Below are 23,012 nucleotides of genomic sequence, written 5' to 3'. Positions count from 1 at the left end.
TATGAAATACTTAATCAATATTTTAATCACAACTTTGTTGTCCATCAACTTTGTTTCTGCACAAAGTGAATTGGTCAATGAAAGCTTCGACAAAACAGGTAAGTTACCTAAAGGTTGGAAAGAAGTATCTACGAAAGGGAATATTAAAGTTGATGGCGGCTTCTTGAAAATAGAAAGAAAGAAAAATAGTGAAGGGAAAATAAAAAGTCCTATAGCCGTTTACACTTTGCCTGTCAATGTATCAACCACTAAATCTGAAGTAGAATTTTCTTTCAAGGCATCCAAGGCTTTCTTTAATACACGCGTTGACTTTCAAACTGCCAATAACAAAAACTTTATCTCATTAAAGTTAGGGGCACAAGGAAAATATACTATTCTATATGCAACGAATAATGAAGGAAAAGAACCGAAATCGAATGCGTTTGAAGCCAATGAGAAGCTTCTAAAAGATAAAATCGTAAAAAATAAGATCTACACGGTAAAGCTTGAATTTACTAAGAAGAAGAAAGTAAATATCTATATAGATGGTGAATTAGCAGTAAAAAATGTAGCTCTACCTTCTAGTTTAACAGCACCACTATCAAAAGTAAAGTTCAAATTTTATGACGCTTATAAAGGAACGGGAATTTTTGCTATTGATGAATTTGTTGTTAGAGGTAATCAGGAGAGTTTATAGAAGTTTTTTTTAATTTCTATTCACATTAGTATATTGCTAATAACGGCAAAAACAAACTCAATTTTTTTATAGTATCTACCTAACTAAACTTCTTATTTAGTTAGGTAGATATAGATGAAATGAATATTATTAGATGAAGACATTATACTTACTATTTATAACTTACATTCTAACAATTCCATTACTATTTGGTCAGGATTGCGAAGTTATAGTTAGAGAAAACTTTGATAGTGAGGATGCTACTCTTCCTGAAACATGGGTTGAAAGTAATTCTTCTGGCAAAGTATATATAGATAAAGACGCTCTATTAATGGAATTTATTAAGGGCGATGAAGATAAAGCTACTGTTACACACAATTTGCCCGAATCACTATCTGGTGATTTTGAAGTGACCTTTGCCTTTGAGACAGGTAGAAACTATTACAAAAATGTAGTAGATTTTAAGACGGCTTCAGGCGAATATTGGTTATCACTCCTATTGGGAGGTAATGGCCAAAAAAATATCGTGCTGGCAGAAAGTAATAATGGAGCTAAACCTACTGATTACCCTGATGAAAATAAATTGTTAGAAGGGGAGATCCAGAAAAATAAGATCTACGAAGTAAAAGTGAGCTTCAAATCTGACAATACATTTTCAATTTTTATTGATGGTGTACTTGAAGCCGAATCAGTAGCATTACCAGCCGAACTAACAGAAGAGCTATCTATAGTTGAATTTACTTTCTCTGAAAGTTTTGATGACGATACTTTCAAAATAGAATACTTCAATGCTATAAAAGGAAGTACACAGAATACATTTGCACTTCAGAGCTTAAAAACAGATATAGAACAGTATATTTCGAACATCATTATTATCTCAGGATCTGAAATTATTTTTGATGAAGAAAATGAAGATCTTATTGATATTGCTTACCCTGAAGAGGAGGTAATTACTTTACAAAATGAACTAGCTAGTGCTGAAGTAGTACTCACTACATGTGTAACCCAGGATATCATTGATGCTGAAATTATTAGCTTACAATTAGCTTTTGATATCTTTAAAGCCAACCCTGCCGACTGTGGAGCAGACTTTACAGCGTTAGAAAAGAACATCGCAGATAGTAAAACTTTGTTAGCCAATGCTACCATTGGAGATAATATCGGAGAGTATCCAGAATATAATAAAGTGGAGTTGGAATCAGCGATTTTAGTTGGAGAATCTATTGTAGGCAACTGTATTACCCAAGATGAAGTAGAGGTAGCAAATGATGCACTTACTGCAGCAACAGATAACTTTAAGAATAATATTGTAAAAGATAATTCTTCGATAGATTGTGCTGAAATTATCAATCACAATTTCAACTTAAATGGAGATGTCTTGCCAAGTGGTTGGATAGAAGTAGGCGAAAATAACTTGGTAACTATCGTTGATAATCAGTTGACTTCTGAAATAACAACATCAGGAGAAGTGCCTACTGTTCAATATACAATGCCTAATCATGTGGGTAATAGTTTTGATATTGAATTTGTTGCGATGGCATCAAGAGATTGGTTTACTAACCGAATCGACTTCTTAACAAAGAATGGTAAATACTGGTTCTCGCTAAAGATTGGTGATGGAGGAACAAAGAACATTATTTATGGAATCAATAACGCTGGTGACAAACCGACTAGTTTTCCCAATTCAAATAAGCTAATTGATCAATTTGTAAAAAATACACCATATACAATCCATTTAAAGATTAATGAGTACAATACCTTAAGCATCTATATTAATGGAGAATTGAAGGCTTCAGATATCCAATTACCACAAGCATTAGTGGATCCAATTGCTACGATTCAATCTGCGATGACAGGCATCTATAGTAATAATGGATTTTATTATATGGATGATTTTAAGCTATTTAAAGGAGCAAGAGTCGACATGTTCTCTTTCAATAATAAGATTATCGAAATAGAAACGTACTTAAATGAAAAAGTAACTGTCGGAGATAATGGTGGTCAATACAAACAAGAAGATGTTGATTTGATGCATCAAAAAATTGAGGAGGCAAAGACAAAATCATCAGACTGTTCTTTAACGGCAGAAGATGTTTTGGCTTTAGAAGAGGAATTGCAAAATGACTTCGATAGTTTTAAAAAGTCTGTCATCTTAATTTATACAGATGTAAAACTTACTGTAAATACCAATACGGTTCTTACAAAAAAAGACCCTTTATGGTTAGGAGGAAATAGTATTTATAACGACGGCGGTCAAGGTCTATGGAATGTAGAAGAGAACCATGCTGAATATGATGTAATTGATAGATCAAACTTTACTGGGGCTAGTCTTTATCGTTTTCCAGGTGGATCTATGGCCAATCTTTACAGATGGAAAAAAGCCATTGGACCTGTAGACCAAAGAGGTTATAATATGGATTCTCACAAAGATGGTGCAGCACAGGTCAATACTTTTGGTCCTGATGAATTCGGTCAGCTATTAAATACCACTTTTATCAACCAAGGAATTGTTGTTGTTGCATTTCAATATGAAACACCTGAAGATGCAGGAGATTATGTGGAATACATGAATGCCAAAGTAGGTGATAACCCTAACGGTGGTAAAGATTGGGCTTTAGAAAGAGCAAAAAATGGTCGTTATGAACCCTACAATATCAAGTTATGGGAAATTGGTAATGAAATGTATGGCGATTGGGAACTTTCAGTATTTAATTACCCTGAAACAGGAGATGAAGTGAGAGGTGGAGATAGAATTGTGAAAGGTGATGCTCAATATTATGTTAGAGGAGGATCAAGAGCTTTTACTAATCAAACTGCCGTAACAGATGCTTCTTGGTTAAATTCAGATACAAAAACAACAGGCGAGGCTTCTCAAGTTTTATATGTAAAGTTTGCTCCTGTAGATTTATCAGCCACTTTTAGTCTAAGAATAAATAATCAATCTTGGACTAGAGTAGATAACCTTTATGGTTCGTTACCTACAGATAGACATTTTACTGTTGATGCCAAAACTGGTGCAATCACATTTGGAGATGGTAGAAGAGGAATGATTCCAGCCGAAGGAAGTAATGTTTATTTAGATTATACTTCTGGACCACATGCATCCTTCTCAGATTATTACGATGCAATGAAAGCGGTTGATCCATCTATTCAGGTCATCAGTTGTTTCGAAAAAGAAGATTTCTATAAATATATGGCCCAAGACAATAAGCCATATGATGGTGTTTCTTTCCATTTCTATCCTAACTTACAATTAGAAGAAGGAGATATTCCAGATGAAGACCATTACAAAAGAGGTGTATGGGAAGGCACTAGAGTAAAAAGACAGATTGCCAAACAGAAAGGTTGGGTAGAAAAATACGATAACCCATCGCTAGCAGGTAAAGATGTGAAAATTCATATGACAGAATTTGGTGGTAGAAAGGACCTTCTTGCCATACCATTTATAGCTACAATGTTCCATGATATTGCCAATTATCATAGTGGAAATTTAGGGACATCATTAATTCATTCTTATTTCAAGAATGATAACACACCAATGGTTGACCCTCGCTATGACTTTGTATCTGCAAAAGCAATTGCTTACCATATTTTTGGTCAACTACATCAAGATACTTTTGTATCTGTTGATTATGATGGGGATACCTATTCTTATGATGGCGGATTAGGAGGTGAAACGGAAGTGATACAAAAAACATTTGCTACAGCAACAGTGAACGATGCAGGCGATGTATTTACTTTAGTAGTACCCAACCTGACAGATACTGAAATCATCAAACTTACTGTGGATATCAAAGATTATCCATTTTCGAATGATGACGAGGTGATCTTAAAGAGATGGCATACAGTAGCTGAAGATGTATTTGCCAACAATTCAAACAGTGAAAATGATAATCTGCAATTGGTTTTGATAGATACTCTTGAGGCAAAGGCTCAGTTCACAACAGAAGTACCTGCATTTACAACCGCTGTTTACCAATGGTCTATCAAAGAAGGTATGGATATCACTAAAGTGAAGAGCGAATTAACAGAAGGGTTATTTGCAGAAGGTCATGGTTTTGCTTCTGATTCAGTAATGAAAGTAAATGGTTTTATCTACGATCAAGGATTTTCATTATTCAATGAATCAAGAGTTTTCTATCACTTAGATAGCAATTATTCTTCTTTCTCAGCAACCGTAGGTCTCGATGATGCATTCACAGAGGGATCAACAGAAATCAATATTTATGGTGATAATCAATTGCTTTATTCTCAAATATTCGGACCAAATACTCCTGAAGAAAAAATCAAGTTAGATGTAACGAATGTTGCACGACTAGAGTTTGAGACAGTGGCTCAAGAGGGCATCAATTGTTTTGCCATCTTTGGTGAAGCTAGAGTGGTCTTGGGTGATGGAAAATCTCCTGTGACAGATATTGACGATGATTTCCTTAAAGATGAATTAGATTGGATCATTCATCCTAACCCATTTGTTAGTGATGTTAATGTTACAATTTCGAAGAATGTAAGTGGTATTCTCAATCTGTATGATCTAACAGGTAGATTGGTTTACACTAAGCAAGTGAATGCTGAAAATGCATTACATCTAGACATGCATGCATTAAGATCTGGAATTTATGTATTGAGACTTGAAATGGACGATCAGAGTTTGGTTTCTAAGATTATCAAATATTAAACACAACTTCTTCTAAAGTATAGAGTTATGAAAAAAATAGTTTTATATATATTCTTCAGTTTAGTTGGGTTTATAGCGATAGCACAGAATCCAATTACAATTACATATGATTTTGATGATACATTTGAAGCTAAAATGGATATCAATGATAAAAATATTATTTATCCGCAGAGAGCTTTAATAGGAGGACCAAAGTTAGTCAATCAAGGATTAGAATCTGCCAATGGTAGTCAGGTAGCAGTAACACAGATTACAAATAATAATGCCACGAACTATCAGCAGACATTTTTCCGATTCGACTTGCATACTGTCCGAGGTGTAAAGTTTAAAATCAATAAAGTACGTATTGTACAAAAAAGTGATCATGCAGGTGATCCAGATCTTATCGATGAAGAAGGCAATGGAGATACCTACATGTTTAGAATAGGAACGCAACTTAATGGTGCTATTCCCAACAATAATGATAGAAATCAATCAACGATAAATACTTTATTTTCCGATGAGTTTGAAGAAACTGAATATACTCCAGGTGAAGGGTACAACTATGTTCAGAACGAAGACTATATCTCTGTTTTTGTTACCGGAAAAGGGGAGAACAATACCAATGATGTTTTCAATTGGTATGTAGATAAGGTGGTTATTGAAGGAGAGTATGTGAAAGGTTTAGATCTGCCTACATTTACTGTTGATTATGCGATGAATGACAAAGACATGTCTGCAGTATCGTCAAATCCTAATGTGTCTGGTACTGAGATCGCAAGACAACAAGGTGACTCACAATGGAAACAAACCAATACTTTTAGTGTTCGTCTTAAAACCACAGACAATAACCTAGGGTTTAGCTATTCAAACAGAGTAGGTTTATTTTATTCATTAACAACAGCTAGTGGGTATAAGACGTTGGTACATAACTACCAATATAAGATCGCAGGTTCTGGTCAGCATGGTAAATCAAGAGCACATCGTACTGCAGTTTATAGAGATAAAACGAGAGATGACGCAGGTGTAAAAGTAGCTGATAGTCATTTTGAGTTTAATAATATCGTATTAACTGGAGTAGATGTATATGGTGACAATGTTAAGGACATCGACTATGTTCCAGTCTTTTTCAAAGATGATTTAGTTTTTGAAGATTCTTATGCCTTTGTTCATGCCATAAACCGTACAGGTAAGACAGATAATGCCAACCAGAAAGAATACCTTACATTCGATCATATCACGATTCGAGGTACAGTCGTTCCAGAAAATGCCTATGCTCTTGTACAGGAACTACTTACTGGACAAGAATTGTATGTAAATGCTATTGTGGGTGAAGGAGATACGGAATATCAACAAGAAATTGTGGACCGTTATATTTTAGAGCTTCAATCTCATGTCGATTTCGCCTTTGATGAATCAAAATCGGTGGATGAATTGAATGACATGAAAACTTATATCGAGGTGATAAATGATCATTTTAGAAATAACACCAATAGTAGAAGTATTAATACTGCCCCAACTGTTATTGCTCGAACAGAAGAAGTAACTCAAGATGGAATCTTAACAATTACTCTTAATGGTGATGATGATGATGGAGATCTACTGACTTACGGTATTTCAACAGCTCCATCTAACGGTACCGTTGAAATCATTAATGATCAATTAGTGTATACTCCCACCAGAAATTTTTATGGTTCAGATGAATTAGAGTATATAGCAAGAGACGGTAGAGAGAACAGTACTCCTGCTAAAATAGCAATTACCGTAACAAGTAGTGGCAATCTAGCTCCAGATGCAGAAAGTGCTACTTATAAAGTAACTGAAGGTGATGAGCTTTCCATAACATTAAAAGGTTCTGATGGAGACGGAGATCCAATTACATTTATGTTGGAGTCGCAACCACAATATGGAACGCTATCAGGAACTGCCCCTGATCTGGTTTATACACACAATGAAGGATATTTAGGAGAGGATTCTTTTACTTTTAAAACAACAGATGGTATCGGATTTAGTGAGTTAGCAACAATCTCTATCACTGTACAAAAAAGAAATACTAAACCAGAGGTAGATGATATGGCCAAGTGGTTATACCAAGACGCAACGGTAAATATTACTCTAACAGGTACTGATTTTGATGGACAAGACTTGTCGTACTCAATTACGGATCAACCTAAACATGGAACAATATCAGGAACTGCGCCTAACATTGTTTATACTCCTGAAGCGGGTTACTTTGGAGAGGATACTTTGAAGTTTATTGTCAACGATGGTATCGACGATAGTGACGAAGCCACTGTAAGCATTTTAGTGGTACAAGTTGAAGGAGATAATTCAGCACCAATAGTTGAAAATATGTCGAAAGAGGTGTATGCCACTGAGACATTAGAGTTTACATTAACGGCTCAAGATGCTGAAAATGATTTATTAAGCTTTTACATTATCTCTAATGTTAGTGATGGAGAATTGTCTATTAATGACGGAGTGGTAACCTATATTCCAAGTGGAAATTATTTAGGCGAGGTATCCTTCCAGTATGTTGCTAATGATGGAGAATTAGATAGTAATATAGGGACTGTAACTATTAATGTAAAAGAGGATACACCTACCAATATTGAGAAAAACCTCAACACTAAATTAGAAGTAAAACTCACTTCATTAGGAATAAGGTTGTTCGATAAATCACAAGCTAGACAAGATTTAGATATTGTTATGTTGAATACTCAAGGACAGATTTTATTACAAGATAACATCACTTTATTGTCAAATTCGAGTCAATTTATTGATTATCGAAGTACCAAGGGTGTATTATATATCTTAAAAATTCAATCTAAAGATGGTGTATTGCTTCAAAAGCTCATCTTAAATTAAATAGAATAACTATGTAGTATTTTTAGAGGTACTGCATAGTTATTTTTTTCTCTGCTATGTATAAATAAAAAATAGATACTAAAACAAACTGTATTAAATATCATCTTTTCCTGATTATTTCTTTATTAAAATGAAAACAATTACTTTTTTATTCTTGAGTATTTGGATGCTACAGTATGCCCAAGCTCAAAATGATAATAAACCGTATCAATTGCTATCAAAAAAAATAATGATGGCAACATTTAATCCCTTTAATACATTAAGTGCGGAATTTGGTCATATGACCTTACTAAAATACGAGCACACTTTAGGCAAAGACGTAAGTACCGTGACTTCGTACTATAATACATCTATTCCAGAATCTACTTTAATGACAAATTTGTTAGAAGCTGAAGATGCTATGTATTTAGAAGTAATTACCGCCAAAAAAATGGGGATAGATGCTTTTAAAATTCAGTATAGTACGTTTGGTTCTCAAGAATACAAAAGAGACATTTTAACAGCACTTATTGCATTAATAAATACAACAGAAAAGAAAAACATAGATTTTAAATTTTGTCTTGAGTTTGTAATACCAAGAAATAAGCAAAACCAGAAATCGGAAGAAGAACTCATGAATTCTATCGCTAATGATTTGAATACGGTATATAGCAGGACCAAATTATCAGACAAATGGCTAAGGTCAAAAGCAGGAGAAATCATATTCTTTACGACTAACACTCAAAATATATCGACGTATTTAGAGGATAAAGTAGGGCAAAAATATAATAAACAAGATGTTCAAAATGTGGCAAGATGGTTCCAAGATTTACATACAAGATGTAATTTTGAAATAATGCCTGTGTATCATCTAATTTCATGGAAGCAGGACATCAATGAGGCTGTTGCTAAAAACTTTAAAGCCATTACCCATACGCTAAATTTTTGGTCCAATGAAAATAAGATCGATAAATTGAAAAGAATCTGTGCCGCAAATAATGTCAGTCTAATTCCTCATATCGCATTAGAAAATCTTACTTCAGAACTTAGAGATATAGATACAGGTAAAAGAGCTGTTATCAATAAGGATAGTAAGACATTAGCAACCACTTACTTATCTGGATCGAATACAAAAATGACCAATAGGTTTAGAAGAAACTTAGAGAAGTCTGTAGATACTGAGGTTTCTTTATTAAATATAGAATCTTGGAATCGGTACTTTTTTGCTTCTCACTTGGCTCCAGAAATACACCATGGATATGCTATGAAAGCAATTTTAGAGTATTATAAGAACAGGTGGAATGGCCTTCAAGATCCTGTAAAAGAAGAAATGGCTTATGTTGCATATAAGAATTTTTTCAATGATGAACTTGTAGCTGGTCAAAGTATTTCGATAAAATATCACAATAAGAAAGAGTATGAAAATTTCGATAATTACATTGAGGTAGTCACCTTATTAAAAGAACCAGCCGATGTATATATCAATAAAAAATATATCGGGCAAGCCACTTCAGGAATTCAAGAATTCTATGTTCCTAAAGTAAAAGGAAAAATACAGTTAGAAGTGAAAAGAGGGAAAAGTGAAGTGATAAATTATAGTACACCAAAGGCTATTACTGGTTTTATAAATAAATTTGATCCGATACTTTATATCAATTCAACTATCGATCAAAAATATTCTTCTTCGGTCAATGATATGTTCCTTGACTTAGAAATGAAAAAAATGCATGAAAGCTTTTTATTGAATACAAAAAGTCAGGAAATTTGGAGACTAGCTGCAAAGGAGAATTTTCTCTCTAATCGAAAGGCATTGTTAGAGTTTGGAGATAGACCTAAGGTCTATTTTAAGGCAAGAGATAAAAATATCAAACACTATCAATCCAAAGTAAAACCTTTACTTGATGATTTTCAGTTTGATGTTTGGTTAGAAATGGAGGAGGAGAAAACAAACAACAAAGGCATTGAAAAAGAGAATATTGCAGATACTATTTTAAAGGATTACAATATTTTGGAAGAGTCAACTACGTTATAAAACGAAATACCCCCTCACAAAAAACTAATCTTATGCTCGTCTTCACTATATTATATTGTTGATTGCATTATGAAATGTACATTACTTATTTTTTAATGAATATGAAGAATAACATCACAAGAAAAAGTCTATTTTGTCTTGTAGCCATATGTGTGATTACTAACTTTTTTGTCAACGCAAGCAACTCAAAAGTTAAATATGAGTTAGCTACTGTTCCTTTAAAACAAAACTGTTCTATTTTAGAAGAGTTTGATTTTAGCAATGTATCAACTCTTCCTATCTCATGGAAGGAAAAAAATACTAAAGGGGCAGTATATATAAAAAATAAAGCGTTGGTTATGGAACGAAAAAAGCAAAATGGTTCCATTCGAGCACCAAGATTAAGGCACCAAATTCCAACGAATATAGGTGAAGAGTTTCAGGTGATGTTTGATCTGTCTTCATCAAAAACTACAATTTCAAATCGTATAGATTTTCTTTCTGAAACGGGTGCTTTCCTATTGAGTTTAAAAGTCGGTGATAAAGGAAATATTTTATATGCTGTCAGTGAAAACGGCGATAAACCTAAAACATTTACTGATAGTCATCAACTCCTGTCAACTCCATTTTATAAGAATACGAACTACAATATCTTATTGACTTTTAAGGCGAGTAATCAATTGACTATTTCTGTTGACGGTCATGTAAGTGCAGAAAATATTCATTTGCCTTTCCCAAGTAAGCAACTAAGTGATGTGCAATTTGATTTTATCTCTGCGTATAAAGGAACTGCTTTATTTTATCTGCACCATTTTAGAGTGAATACAGGAAGTTTTCCGACCAATATTGGTCTATTACAGAACACTGTTAGTACTATTCACTCTTTCTTGCAAAATGAAGTGAACGTTGGTAAGGAAAACGGTAATTACCCTAAATCTGTATATAAAGAATTGGTAGGTGTACTGAATAAGGCAGAAGATCTATTAAAGAACTGTGCATCGACACCAGAGGATATAGAAAAATATCAAATAGTATTAGAAGAGCATTTTAATGCCTTTAAGTCGAGTAAAATATATCCTGTAACGAATATTTCTTTGACTATCGATACTAAGCAAGTTTTATCAAAAAAGAATCCTTTATGGTTTGGAGGAAATAATATCTATAGTGATGCAGGACAAGGCTTATGGGATGTAGAAAATAATGCCCCCGATCAAAAAGTATTAGAGAGAGCTAAATATACTGGAGCATCATTTTATAGATTTCCAGGTGGTACCATGGCCAATCTTTATAAGTGGAAGAGAGCTATTGGGCCATTAGAGCAGAGAAAATCAAACATGAATTCTCATGGAAAAGCGGGCCCTGAAAGCAATGAATTTGGTCCAGATGAATTTGGCAAGCTTTTACAAACTACTTTTATTGATAAAGGTATTATGGTAGTGGCCTTTCAATATGAAACACCGGAAGATGTAGCCGATTATGTTGAATATATGAATGCAAAGGTAGGCGAAAATCCTAATGGAGGGATTGATTGGGCTGCAGTACGAGCAAAAAATGGCAGTTACGAACCTTACAATATTAAATACTGGGAAATTGGTAATGAAGTGTTTGGTAATTGGGAGTTAAGCGTTTTTAATTACCCTGCAGATGGTGATGAAACTAGAGGTGGAGATAATATTATATATGGTGATGCTAAAAATTATGTCAATGGTGGAAGTAGAGCCTTTACAAATCAATTAGCATGTGCGGATACTTCATGGTTAGCCTCTGATTGTAAAACGACAGGGTTACCATCTCAAGAATTATATGTGAAATTTGCTCCAGTTAAACTCTCAGAACATTTTGGCTTAACGATCAATGGCAAAAAATGGAGAAGAGTAAAAGATTTCAATAAATCTTCATCTTCTGATAAGCATTATACAGTAGATGGTAAAACAGGTAAAATTTCTTTTGGAGATGGAGTGAAAGGGCAGATACCAGTATCCGGTTACAATGTCGTTTTAGATTATACATCAGGTGATCATCCAAGTTTCTCAGATTACTATAATGCCATCAAATCCGTTGATGAATCTATAACGGTAATCAGCTGTTATGAAAAAGAAAAGTTCTATAGATTAATGGCAGAGAAAAACCTTCCATTTGATGGTGTAGCATTCCATTTTTATCCCAATATGAGTGCTAAGAACCTTCCTGATAATGAATTATACAAAAGAAGTATTTGGGAAGGATTACACTTTAAATCCAAGGTAAACAAACATAGAAAATGGTTGAAAAAGTATCCGAATCAAGCACTGAAAGGGAAGAATATACAGCTCCACCTAACGGAATTTGGGGCAAGAAATAGTTTAGTGTCAGTTCCTCTTGTATCTTCGTTATGGTATAATGTTGTAAATGATCATCCCGATGTTTTAGGATCAGCTTTAGTACATTCTTACTTTAAAAAGGATAATACTCCTTTAGTAGATACTAGAAAAAGCTATACTAGTGCGAGGGCTCATGCATACCATATGTTTACAACGTTACATCAAGATACTTTTGTTAAGGTTGCTTATGAAGGGGAAACTTATGAATACAACAAGAAAACAATTAACAATACCTATTCTACAGCAACAATCAGTGATGATGGAAAGACAATAACAGTAGTAATACCGAATACTTCTGATAATAAAATACTCAATCTATCACTAAATATTGAAAACTATCCGTTTGTCTCATCTGATAATGTTAGATTAACAAAATGGGAAACAAAAGCAGATTCTTTTCTAGCAAAGAATTCAGATAGAACGCCTAATGAAGTAACAATAATCAAGTCTGAATTGACAGATGTTGCTGCTTCTATGGAGATAAAAGTACCTCCTTTTACAACAGTAGTTTATCAGTGGAGTAGCAAAAATCCACTGCATAATAGATAACAACATTCGATTCTTAACACCATAAATTCAAAAAATAGAGAAGGCTTTCCTATACTCATAGGAAAGCCTTCTCTATTTTATTTTATATCATCATAAAGTATGAGTCCCTATTATTAATTCTCTTCTACTAAGTCTTGTCACTAATTGTAATATACCAAGAGCACACCGTTATATGAATAATAAATATCTACTGTAATTACTTATTTATTGATTATTCTCTATCAGACAAGTTTAGGTGAAATCTCTCTAATTCAATTAACAGAAATAGGTTTGATAATGAAAAATTTTAGAATATATTTGGATATAGTAGTTAAGCTTAAGTAAAATTTATAAACAAAACATAAAATCTCAACTAACACATTATCAATTGTTTATGAATTTAACCACCCCTATTTGACGAAAAAGTAGGTTTTTTTTCGACTGAATTAACTGTTAATTCAACACTGAAATGAATTTTTTAGTAAAAACTAAGTTAAATTATGAACAATAGCTTTACCGTAAGTAAGGCAATTCTCTTTTTCTTCTTTTTGTGTTTTTTGACTTTTATTTCTTTTTCAAACAATGTAATAGCAAAAAATAATAAAGAACATTATAAAGAGTCTGACCTTAATGAAATTTTAGTTACAGGTATAGTGAAAGATGAAAATGGAATTACTCTACCTGGAGCATCCATTCTTGTAAAAGGGACTACAACAGGAACAATTACGGATATCGATGGAAATTATAAAATTAATGTAAAACCCAACGATACTTTAATCTTTTCATATATAGGCTATCAACCACAAGCTATTGAGGTAAATAGTCAGACCGTTATTAATGTATCTCTTGTACCTGATCAAGAAGTTTTGGATGAAGTAGTCGTTGTTGGGTATGGAGTTCAGAAAAAGAAGAGTGTTGTTGGAGCTATCGAACAAACTTCAGGTGAAGACTTATTAGAAGCTGGTGGTGGTACAGATTTCACTTCGACTTTAGAAGGACAGGTTGCAGGTATGACGGTACAACAATCTAGTGCTGCTCCTGGCGAGAACAATACTAGTATTTTCATTCGTGGTAAATCAAGCTGGACGGATAACTCTCCACTAGTATTAGTAGATGGTATTGAAAGAAACTTTAATGATATTGATCCCAATGAAATTGAGAGCTTCTCAGTTCTAAAAGATGCATCGGCAACGGCAGTTTTTGGTGTGAAAGGTGCCAACGGTGTTTTACTTATTACTACTAAACAAGGTAAAAGCGAAAAGACATCTATTAAAATAACAACAGAAGTAGGTTTTAAAGAACCAACAAATAATTACCAAAGACTAAGTGTTCCGGATTCTTATCGTTTGATGAATGAGGCCATGATGGCAGATGGTAATTGGGAGTCATTAATTCCTGAAAGCTTAATCAATCAGTGGGAAGATCCTAATAGAGACTTAGAAAAATACCCAGATGTGAATTGGTGGGATGAAGTAGTAGGTACTGGCATCCAATACAAAACTAATTTAAACTTATCGGGTGGTACAAAGAAAGTGAATTACTTTACTTCAATTGGTTATGTAAATGAAGAAGATATTTTAAAGTCTGCTCCCCAAGCAGGATATGATCCGTCATTTACCAACCAAAGGATCAACTTCAGATCGAATGTTAACTTTAAACTGACAAAAAATACTGAATTAAAAGTTGGTATCGCGGGTAATAATAAAGAATACAATTCTCCTAGAGCTGTTTCGGAAAGTAGTTGGCATAGAGAGCAGTTCTTCCAAGATATCTACAGAGCACCAAGTGACCTACATCCAGCACAATTTGATAATGGAAGCTATGGTTGGGTAGAAGGAAGTACTAACCCATTAATGCAATTGAACGGTTCAGGTAGTAAATCTACAAGAAGATCAGAACTATATACCAATGTACAGTTAAGACATAATTTTACTGGAGTATTAGAAGGATTCTCACTCCAAGGTAAGGTAGCTTTTGATACTTATAATCAATTCACAAGAAACATTACTTTTGAACCGGAGACGTATTCATACCAACAAGTTCCTGTCTATGATCCCGCAACAGGTGGAGAAATTTTGGTAGATTCTATTATGACCAACCATCCAAATTTTACTGAAAAACCAGCAATAAATAAAAAATGGAATCATAGCTATTATCGTAAGACAGTCTTTTATGAGTTTTCAGCAAGATATTCTAAAGATATAGGTAAGCATCATATCGGACTTCTAGGATTATTTTCAAGAAGAATTAATGAAGCACAAACAAGTTTTCCACAATACGAAGAAAACTGGGCAGGCCGTTTAACTTATGACTATAACACTAAGTACTTAGCTGAAATCAACTTAGGTGTGAATGGATCTGACAACTTCGCTCCAGGAAAACGTTATGGTATCTTTCCATCATTTGCTTTAGGTTGGGTATTATCGGAAGAATCTTTTGTTAGAGATAATGTACGCTGGTTGAATTTCTTTAAAGTAAGATATTCCTACGGTACTGTAGGTAGATCTCATATCAATGACAATACAAGATATTTATACTACGGTCAGTATTACACACAAGACAGTAAAGATTGGAGAATAGGTGAAAAACCATATAAACCAAGTACACACTATTTCGAAGGAAGGATTCCAAACGAAGATGCCACTTGGGAAAAGGCACTAAAACAAAACCTTGGCTTTGAAACGACTATTTTCGAAAATATTTCACTCAACCTTGATCTATATAATGAACACCGTTATGATATCTTAATGGAAAGAAGAAGTATTCCGACATTGAGCGGTTTCTCTCAAGATCCATACGCTAACATTGGTGAAGTGAAATCTAGAGGTTTTGAAATTTCTGGTTCTTATGTATTAAAACTGAATAAACGACTTAAGTTTACCTTCTCTCCAAACTACTCATTTAATGAAAGTAGAATTATTAATAGAGATGATCCTGTTAATCTACCAGATTATCTAAAAGAAGCGGGTAAACCTATTGGATCAACGAATGGATACCTAACAGACGGTCTATATCAAAGCTGGGATGATATCTATAATTCACCACAAACCAACTTTGGTAATGTTACTCCTGGAGATATTAAATACACTGACTTTAATAGTGATGGTCAGGTAGACGTATTAGACAATACTGTTATAAAAGGGTTGAATTTCCCAACAACGACATATGGTTTGAAACTTGGAATAAACTATGGCAACTTCAACATGTCAGCACTATTCTATGGAGTTCAAAACTCTTATGCTAACATTAACGGTGACTTGATGTGGGGTTTCACAAAAGGGTATAATAATGTAGATGAGACCCATAGAAATACTTGGTCGCCATCTAACCCAGATCCAAATGCAAACCCAAGGTTACATTTTGCTAACGAACCGCATAATAAAAATACAACTTCTTACACTTGGCAAAATACAAGTTATTTAAGGTTGAAGAACATACATATAGGCTACAATTTAAAGCCCAAGAATAAGAACTTGTTTAAGTCATTATACATCTATTTTTCGGGTAATAACCTATTTACTTTTACAGAATTTGACTCTAGGCTAGACCCTGCAAATTCAAACAAATCGTACCCATTAGTAAGGTTATATACAGTAGGTGCAAGATTAAACATCAGATAACTGACAAAGAGATGAAAAGAATTTTATATATCTTATTAATTGCTTTTACATTACCTGCTTGTGAAAGTTTTTTAGATCGTTCTCCCGACTTAGGATTAGTAGAAGAGGACATATATACAGACTATTTCACTTTTCGAGCATTCAACGATCGTTTGTATGGTCATATGGATGATCAGTTACATTGGGATAGAAGAGATGATTTAGGATCAGTGGCAGATGAAACTCAGAATAATTATGAGTATGGGTTCAGTACTGATATGAATAGCGGTGGTAACTACTCCACTTCGAGTAAAAGTAAGCTTTATGAATCAGGTTGGGAAGCAAAAACTGCTGATGGAAAACCAAAATGGGGAGCGGAGGCACCGCCAATTTGGAATGCGATCCAAGCAATCAGAGTAGCCAACTTAACTTTCAAAAATATAGAAATGTTAGAAGGAGCAACCGAAGAACAGGTGAATGAACTATTAGGTCAAGCTTATTTCTTTCGAGCATTTTATTATTTTCAGATCTTAATCAGATGGGGAGGACAGCCTAGAATGGACTTCTTGTTTGAAAGTGATGAAGACTACAAAGATTTAGAAAGAAGAGATTTTGTTACATCGGCTCAAGATTGTATCGAAGATCTAGATGCATCACTTCTATTATTACCCTCTACATGGCCAAGTGACCAACATGGTAGAGTAACAAAAGGATCTGCATTAGCATTAAAAGGGATGATCTTATTATATATGGGTAGTCCACTTATGCAAGAAGATGCTAACGGAGCTGCTGCATATAACAATGATTTATTATTAGAATCTCTTAAAGCTCAATCTGAACTGATACAACGTCAAGGTGAGTTTGGTGTTTCATTAGGTACTAATTACGCTGATATCTTTTTTAGATTTGGTAATCCAGGAAGTTCTGAAGTGTTATTGTGGAAAAACAGAGGAACAAGATCTAAAGGAGACCTAACTAACCATTTTATACCTAAAAGTTATGGTGGAGCAAATGCTACAACAGGGCCGACCCAAAATATGGTAGATATGTTTGAGATGGAAAGTGGTTTACCTATTACAGATCCTGCTTCCAACTATGACCCAACATCACCTTATGAAGGAAGAGATCCTAGATTCTACAATAACATCTTATATAATGGTGCAGAATGGGGTGTAAATGGACAACAACAGATCTACATTGAGACATTTACTGGAGGAAGAGAAGATAACCTACCTGATAACCAAGCTTCTCGTACGGGTTATTTTGTAAAGAAGTTCTGGCCGAAAGGTTCTAATCATTGGGAAAAAAGATGGAGTCAGCATTATATGCCATGGGTGTATATTCGACTAAGTCAAGTATATCTAGATTTTGCAGAAGCAGCCAATGAAGTATATGGTCCAACTGCAGTAGTTCCAGAAGCTGGTATTTCGGCTTTACAAGCTGTAAATATTATCAGGAATAGAGTAGGTATGCCTGATGTCAATTCAAAATACACAGGTGATAAAGCATTATTCAGAGATAGAATTAGAAACGAAAGAGCTGTAGAATTATGCTTTGAAGGACACCGTTGGTTTGACATTAGAAGGTGGAAAATTGCGGAAGAAAAATTGGCAACAATCAAAAGAGTAGTGATTAAAAAGTCATCAGATGGTAGCCTAGAATATTCTTATCCGGTCCTTAAAGGAGTACGTAATTTTAGACCAAGAAATTATTGGTATCCGATACCTATCGATGAAATCGCGAAGTACAATAATTACATTCAAAATACTGGGTGGTAATCTCTCTGTCTGACTAAAACTTTGAAATAATGTCAAAATTAAAATATATAATCTTCTTTTTAACTCTACTATTTTCTTGGGAGGAAGTCTTTTCCCAAGAGAAAGACCTCGGGTTTATTTTAGATAGTTTAGAGTTAAATTCAAAAGCTGATGTTTACCATGCTCCATTTTATGATATCGACAAAAAGGAGACAGTAAGTACTATTTCAACCATCACTGGAGATGAATTATCTAACTCCTCTTTTTTAAACTTAAGTGATGCTTTACAGGGTAAATTATCAGGATTACAATTGATGAGCACTACTGGTGAGCCTGGTACTAATGCTTCCTATTTATCTATCAGAGGAAAATCGAGTACTACAGATTATGCTCCACTAGTACTTGTAGATGGAATTGCTAGAGACTGGGTTGATCTAAATCCAGAAGAAATTGAATCGATTACTGTGTTAAAAGACATGACAGCGAAAGCGATCTATGGCCTTAATGCAGCAAATGGTGTCGTTCTAATCACTACAAAAAGAGGGATTAGTAATAAACTAAAAATCACCGTAGGTTATGAGCAAGGAATTAAGACGCCTACCACAAAACCTGAGTTTTTAGCTGCAGATGAATATGCCTCCCTATACAATACTGCAAGATCAAACGATGGTCTAGCCCCACATTATACTGATGATGAAATCAAGGCTTATAGAAATGGTACTGATCCCATTTTATACCCCAATAATGATTACTATGGATATGCCATGAAGAACGATGTTACCTACAGAAAGGGATATTTAAACTTTATTGGTGGATCTAAAAAATCAAATTATTTCGTACACCTTGGGTATGTAGGTCAAGATGGTTTAGAAAATGTAGGAACAACTTCCTCTTATGATCGAATTAACATCAGAACAAACTTAGGAATGAAACTAACTGATGTAATTACTGGTGTAGTAGATGTAAGTGGTAGAGTAGAACTTTACAATACTCCTAACCTTAGTTCTGGGGACTATTTTAACCTTCTGTCGACAACAAGACCCAATGAGTATCCAATATTTATTCATAAAGGAGGATCTAGAGAAACAGATATTTTAGGGGGATCATTGCATCAACCGAAGAATATCTATGGAGAGTTGAATTATACAGGTTATGACAAAAATGTTGATAGAAGTATCCAAACCCGTTTTGGTTTTGATCTAGATTTTAACGAACATATTATGGGGCTTTCCGCTGATGTTTATGTAGCAGTGGATGGTAGTAATACTTTCGAATACGGTAAGGATGAAGGCTACAACTCCTATATGCCTCTCGCAAAAACTGATGATGGTTACGATTTATTCCAAGTAAAACAAGGAGCTAAAACGGATGATCAGGTAAGAAAAACGAATTCAGATTATTTTAGTAATACGTTTTATGGTAACATCAACTATGATAGAACATTTAGAGAAAAACATAAACTTTCTGTTAATGCGTTAGGATATAGACAAACGGTGTCTACTAGTACACAGTTTTATTTTATAAAAACATTGCATGCAGGTTTGAATGCCAACTATACATTTAAAAACAAATATGTATTAGAAGGTTCTTCTGTATGGGTTGGTACAAATAAATTAGCAAAAGATAAACGCGTAGCCAACTCATCAGCAGTGGGTGCAGGTTGGATTATTTCTAATGAAGGATTCTTAGAAGAAAATAAAATTCTAACACATTTAAAAATTAAAGGTTCTGCTGGATTAATGGCCTATGATCCTACTATCTGGACATATATGCACCTTCAAAGATATGGTGATGGCGGAGTACTCGTTTTAGGTGAAAATAATAGTGTAAGTCGTAATACATTAATTGCTCATAGAGAAGAAAACATGGAGCTATCTTATGAGCAAGCATTAGAATTAAATTTAGGGATTGAAGTAGAACTATTTGATGCTTTAGCATTGGAAGTAAATTATTTCGATAATGCCCGTAAGGATATGATTACGAATTACGCTGCCGTTTATCCGGATTATTATGGTAATGATGGAGCCTACTTTAATAACAATAGTACTTTAAGTGAAGGTATTGAAGGAGCCATCAGTTACAACAAAACATTTGGAGATATCCGCTTAAATATTGGAGCGAATTTAATGTACCAACAAACGAAGTGGGAGGATGTCTTACAAATGGAAAACCTACCTGAAGGGATGAATCAAGAAAATAGACCTATTGATGGAATGTATGGATACAGAAACCAAGGTTTATTCCAAAGTGATAATTTAGCTAGATTTAGCCCTTCTCAGACTTTTGGTACTGTTGGAGCCGGAGACATTCGCTACCAAGATATTAATGGAGATGGTGTAATTAATAATGATGATCAAGAATATATCGGTAATACTTCCCCAACTTTATCTTATGGAATACAGTTTGGAATCAGCTATAAAAATGTCAACCTATTTGTTGCAGGTGCTGGTTTTGCAGGACATTACAGATATAACGATAGTAAGTATTATCAGATGAGTGGCCTAGACAATTACTCTGAAGTAGCGAGAAACTCATGGACTCCAGAACTTGGAGCAGATGCTACTTACCCAGCATTAACTACTACAAAAGGAGAAAATAACTACGTAACCTCAGATTTCTGGTTAGAAAAAGCTGATTTCTTTAGAATCAAAAATGTAGAAGTGGGGTACACTCTTCCTCGTAAAGAATCAAGAAAGTTTGAATCGAAGTTTTTCATCAGAGCTAATAATCTTTTTGAAGTCTCTGCAGCTGAAAATAAAAATGTAGACCCTGAAAGACCAAACAGTGGCATCACAGAATTCCCGATTATGAGGTCTTATACAATGGGTATCAACTTGAACATCTAAAATTGAGTAAGTGATGAAGTTAAACAATAAAATTAGATTAGTATTACTGCTTGGGACTGCTCTATTTTCTAGTTGTTCTAAGTACCTAGAGCCAGATGCAGATAATCAATTATCTCCAGAACAAGTATGGAAAGATCCTGATTTTGCAGAAGGAGTATTGAACTACGTATACAATAAATTTCCTAAATCGTATGATTACCTAGGTGATGATATTTTAGATTGTGCTACAGATAATGCTGTATCAAGTCAGGTTGGATCCGAGGTAAGAAATATGTCTTTAGGCGGTTGGAATGCTGACCTTAACCCCATCAATACATGGAATGATTCTTATCAAGCGATCAGAAATATAAATGAGTTCTTAGAGTACGGTTTAAACGAAAAGTATTTTGACTCAACGCAATATACCAACACAATAGAATTCACTTATTTTGATGACCTTGAAACAGATTCTTTGTATCAATGTAGAATGTATGGAGAAGCATCTTTTTTAAGAGCATTTTTCAATTTCCAATTATTGAAAAATCATGCGGGTAAAGACGAAAACGGTGCTGTATTAGGTGTACCTATTATCGATACAAGTAGACCTTACTCGGTACATTTACCAAGAAATACTTATGCGGAATGTGTCGATTATATTTTAAATGATCTTGACTCTGCTAAGAAGTACCTTACAAGTGATTACGATAGTCCAAGTTTTGCTATCAACAATGTTGGTAAAGCAAATTTGAATTCGGCATTTGCTTTGGCTTCTAAAGTGGCACTATATGCAGCAAGTCCTGCCTTCTATGATAGAACAGGAGGAAATACTCAATCTGAGAATTGGTTAAGAACGGCAATCCTTAGTCAAGAGTTCATTGACAAAGTGGGTAGTTTACCTGCTTGGGATCCTGATATGTTTTGGTGGCAAAATAAAGGAAAGCCTATCTTAACGACTTCGAGTTCGACTAACGATTTTGAAAAGAAAAACTATCCACCAAGTTTAAATGGTAAAGGTTTTACAAATCCAACACAAAATTTGGTAGATGCATTTCCAATGGAAAACGGTTATCCTATTACTTCTGAGTTGAGTAACTACGATGCCGAAAATCCTTATGAAGGTAGAGATCCAAGGTTTTACACAATGATCATCTATAATAATGCAGTGTTTAGAGGAGACTCAATTGAAACTTTTGTTGGAGGAAAAGACACCGAAGAAAATTACTCGTACTATACTAAAACAGGGTACTATTTAAAGAAATTTGTAAACCCGAACATCTCGTTAACTCCAGGTAGTGAAAGTACTGATCGTCATTACTATGCTTTATTTAGAGAAGTGGAAGCTTACCTAAATTATGCTGAAGCAGCAAACGAATTAGTAGGACCGAATGCTGTTCCTCCGAATTGTAAAATCACAGCATTTGAAGCATTGAAGAAAGTAAGAGAAAGAGCTACACTAAGCGATCATGCTTACCTTACTGAAGTAGCAAGCCAAGGTAGAGATGCATTTAGAGAACTCATTCATAATGAAAGAAGAATTGAATTAGCATTCGAAAGTCACCGTTTTTACGATTTAAGAAGATGGGAATATAATTTAGATGTCATCAATACAGCTGCTCAAGGGATAGAAATCACAAAAGGAGAAACGAAGTATTCTTATCAAGTAATTGATGTGGAAGAACGTTTATATATGGATTATATGATGTATGGTCCTATCCCTTACGATGAGATCATGAAAAGTAACAATATTGTACAAAATAAAGGTTGGTAGTAAGAATT

Annotated in this window: 9 protein-coding genes; all 9 read left to right on the top strand. The window is 34.2% G+C overall.

The genetic code is table 11. The annotated features are described in order from the left end of the window. The first annotated feature begins 1 nt into the window (after position 1). Entirely contained in the window at positions 2-676 is a 675-nt protein-coding gene (locus HGP29_RS19900; RefSeq protein ID WP_168884183.1) for a hypothetical protein, read from the top strand. 133 nt (positions 677-809) lie between these two features. After that, the gene (locus tag HGP29_RS19895; protein ID WP_168884182.1) at positions 810-5,330 is read left to right on the top strand and encodes an NPCBM/NEW2 domain-containing protein; all 4,521 of its coding nucleotides are present in this window, start codon (positions 810-812) and stop codon (positions 5,328-5,330) included. A gap of 27 nt (positions 5,331-5,357) precedes the next feature. Next, on the top strand, positions 5,358-8,177 hold the full coding sequence (locus HGP29_RS19890) for an Ig-like domain-containing protein (RefSeq protein WP_168884181.1): 2,820 nt from the start codon (positions 5,358-5,360) through the stop codon (positions 8,175-8,177). 130 nt (positions 8,178-8,307) lie between these two features. After that, positions 8,308-10,188, top strand: a complete 1,881-nt coding sequence (locus tag HGP29_RS19885) for a hypothetical protein (RefSeq protein WP_168884180.1) — start codon at positions 8,308-8,310, stop codon at positions 10,186-10,188. Between the two features lie 101 nt (positions 10,189-10,289). Further along, entirely contained in the window at positions 10,290-13,076 is a 2,787-nt protein-coding gene (locus HGP29_RS19880; RefSeq protein WP_168884179.1) for a hypothetical protein, read from the top strand. 479 nt (positions 13,077-13,555) lie between these two features. Continuing rightward, complete coding sequence (locus tag HGP29_RS19875) at positions 13,556-16,675, top strand: SusC/RagA family TonB-linked outer membrane protein (protein WP_168884178.1); 3,120 nt, start codon at positions 13,556-13,558, stop codon at positions 16,673-16,675. A gap of 11 nt (positions 16,676-16,686) precedes the next feature. Next, positions 16,687-18,432, top strand: a complete 1,746-nt coding sequence (locus tag HGP29_RS19870) for a RagB/SusD family nutrient uptake outer membrane protein (protein WP_168884177.1) — start codon at positions 16,687-16,689, stop codon at positions 18,430-18,432. Positions 18,433-18,461: 29 nt separating this feature from the next. Continuing rightward, positions 18,462-21,257: a SusC/RagA family TonB-linked outer membrane protein gene (locus HGP29_RS19865; protein ID WP_168884176.1), complete on the top strand. Its 2,796-nt coding sequence runs from the start codon at positions 18,462-18,464 to the stop codon at positions 21,255-21,257. A 13-nt stretch (positions 21,258-21,270) separates the two neighbouring features. Next, positions 21,271-23,004: a RagB/SusD family nutrient uptake outer membrane protein gene (locus HGP29_RS19860; protein WP_168884175.1), complete on the top strand. Its 1,734-nt coding sequence runs from the start codon at positions 21,271-21,273 to the stop codon at positions 23,002-23,004. Positions 23,005-23,012 lie beyond the last annotated feature (8 nt).

It is taken from the genome of Flammeovirga agarivorans (assembly GCF_012641475.1).
Lineage (GTDB): Bacteria > Bacteroidota > Bacteroidia > Cytophagales > Flammeovirgaceae > Flammeovirga > Flammeovirga agarivorans.
Note: the sequence above shows the minus strand (reverse complement) of the source record. Positions and strands in the feature narration are given on the sequence as shown.

Coding starts and splice junctions, on each gene's coding strand:
- HGP29_RS19900 (WP_168884183.1), top strand. CDS start 2: ATGAAATACTTAATCAATATTTTAATCACAACTTTGTTGTCCATCAAC.
- HGP29_RS19895 (WP_168884182.1), top strand. CDS start 810: ATGAAGACATTATACTTACTATTTATAACTTACATTCTAACAATTCCA.
- HGP29_RS19890 (WP_168884181.1), top strand. CDS start 5,358: ATGAAAAAAATAGTTTTATATATATTCTTCAGTTTAGTTGGGTTTATA.
- HGP29_RS19885 (WP_168884180.1), top strand. CDS start 8,308: ATGAAAACAATTACTTTTTTATTCTTGAGTATTTGGATGCTACAGTAT.
- HGP29_RS19880 (WP_168884179.1), top strand. CDS start 10,290: ATGAAGAATAACATCACAAGAAAAAGTCTATTTTGTCTTGTAGCCATA.
- HGP29_RS19875 (WP_168884178.1), top strand. CDS start 13,556: ATGAACAATAGCTTTACCGTAAGTAAGGCAATTCTCTTTTTCTTCTTT.
- HGP29_RS19870 (WP_168884177.1), top strand. CDS start 16,687: ATGAAAAGAATTTTATATATCTTATTAATTGCTTTTACATTACCTGCT.
- HGP29_RS19865 (WP_168884176.1), top strand. CDS start 18,462: ATGTCAAAATTAAAATATATAATCTTCTTTTTAACTCTACTATTTTCT.
- HGP29_RS19860 (WP_168884175.1), top strand. CDS start 21,271: ATGAAGTTAAACAATAAAATTAGATTAGTATTACTGCTTGGGACTGCT.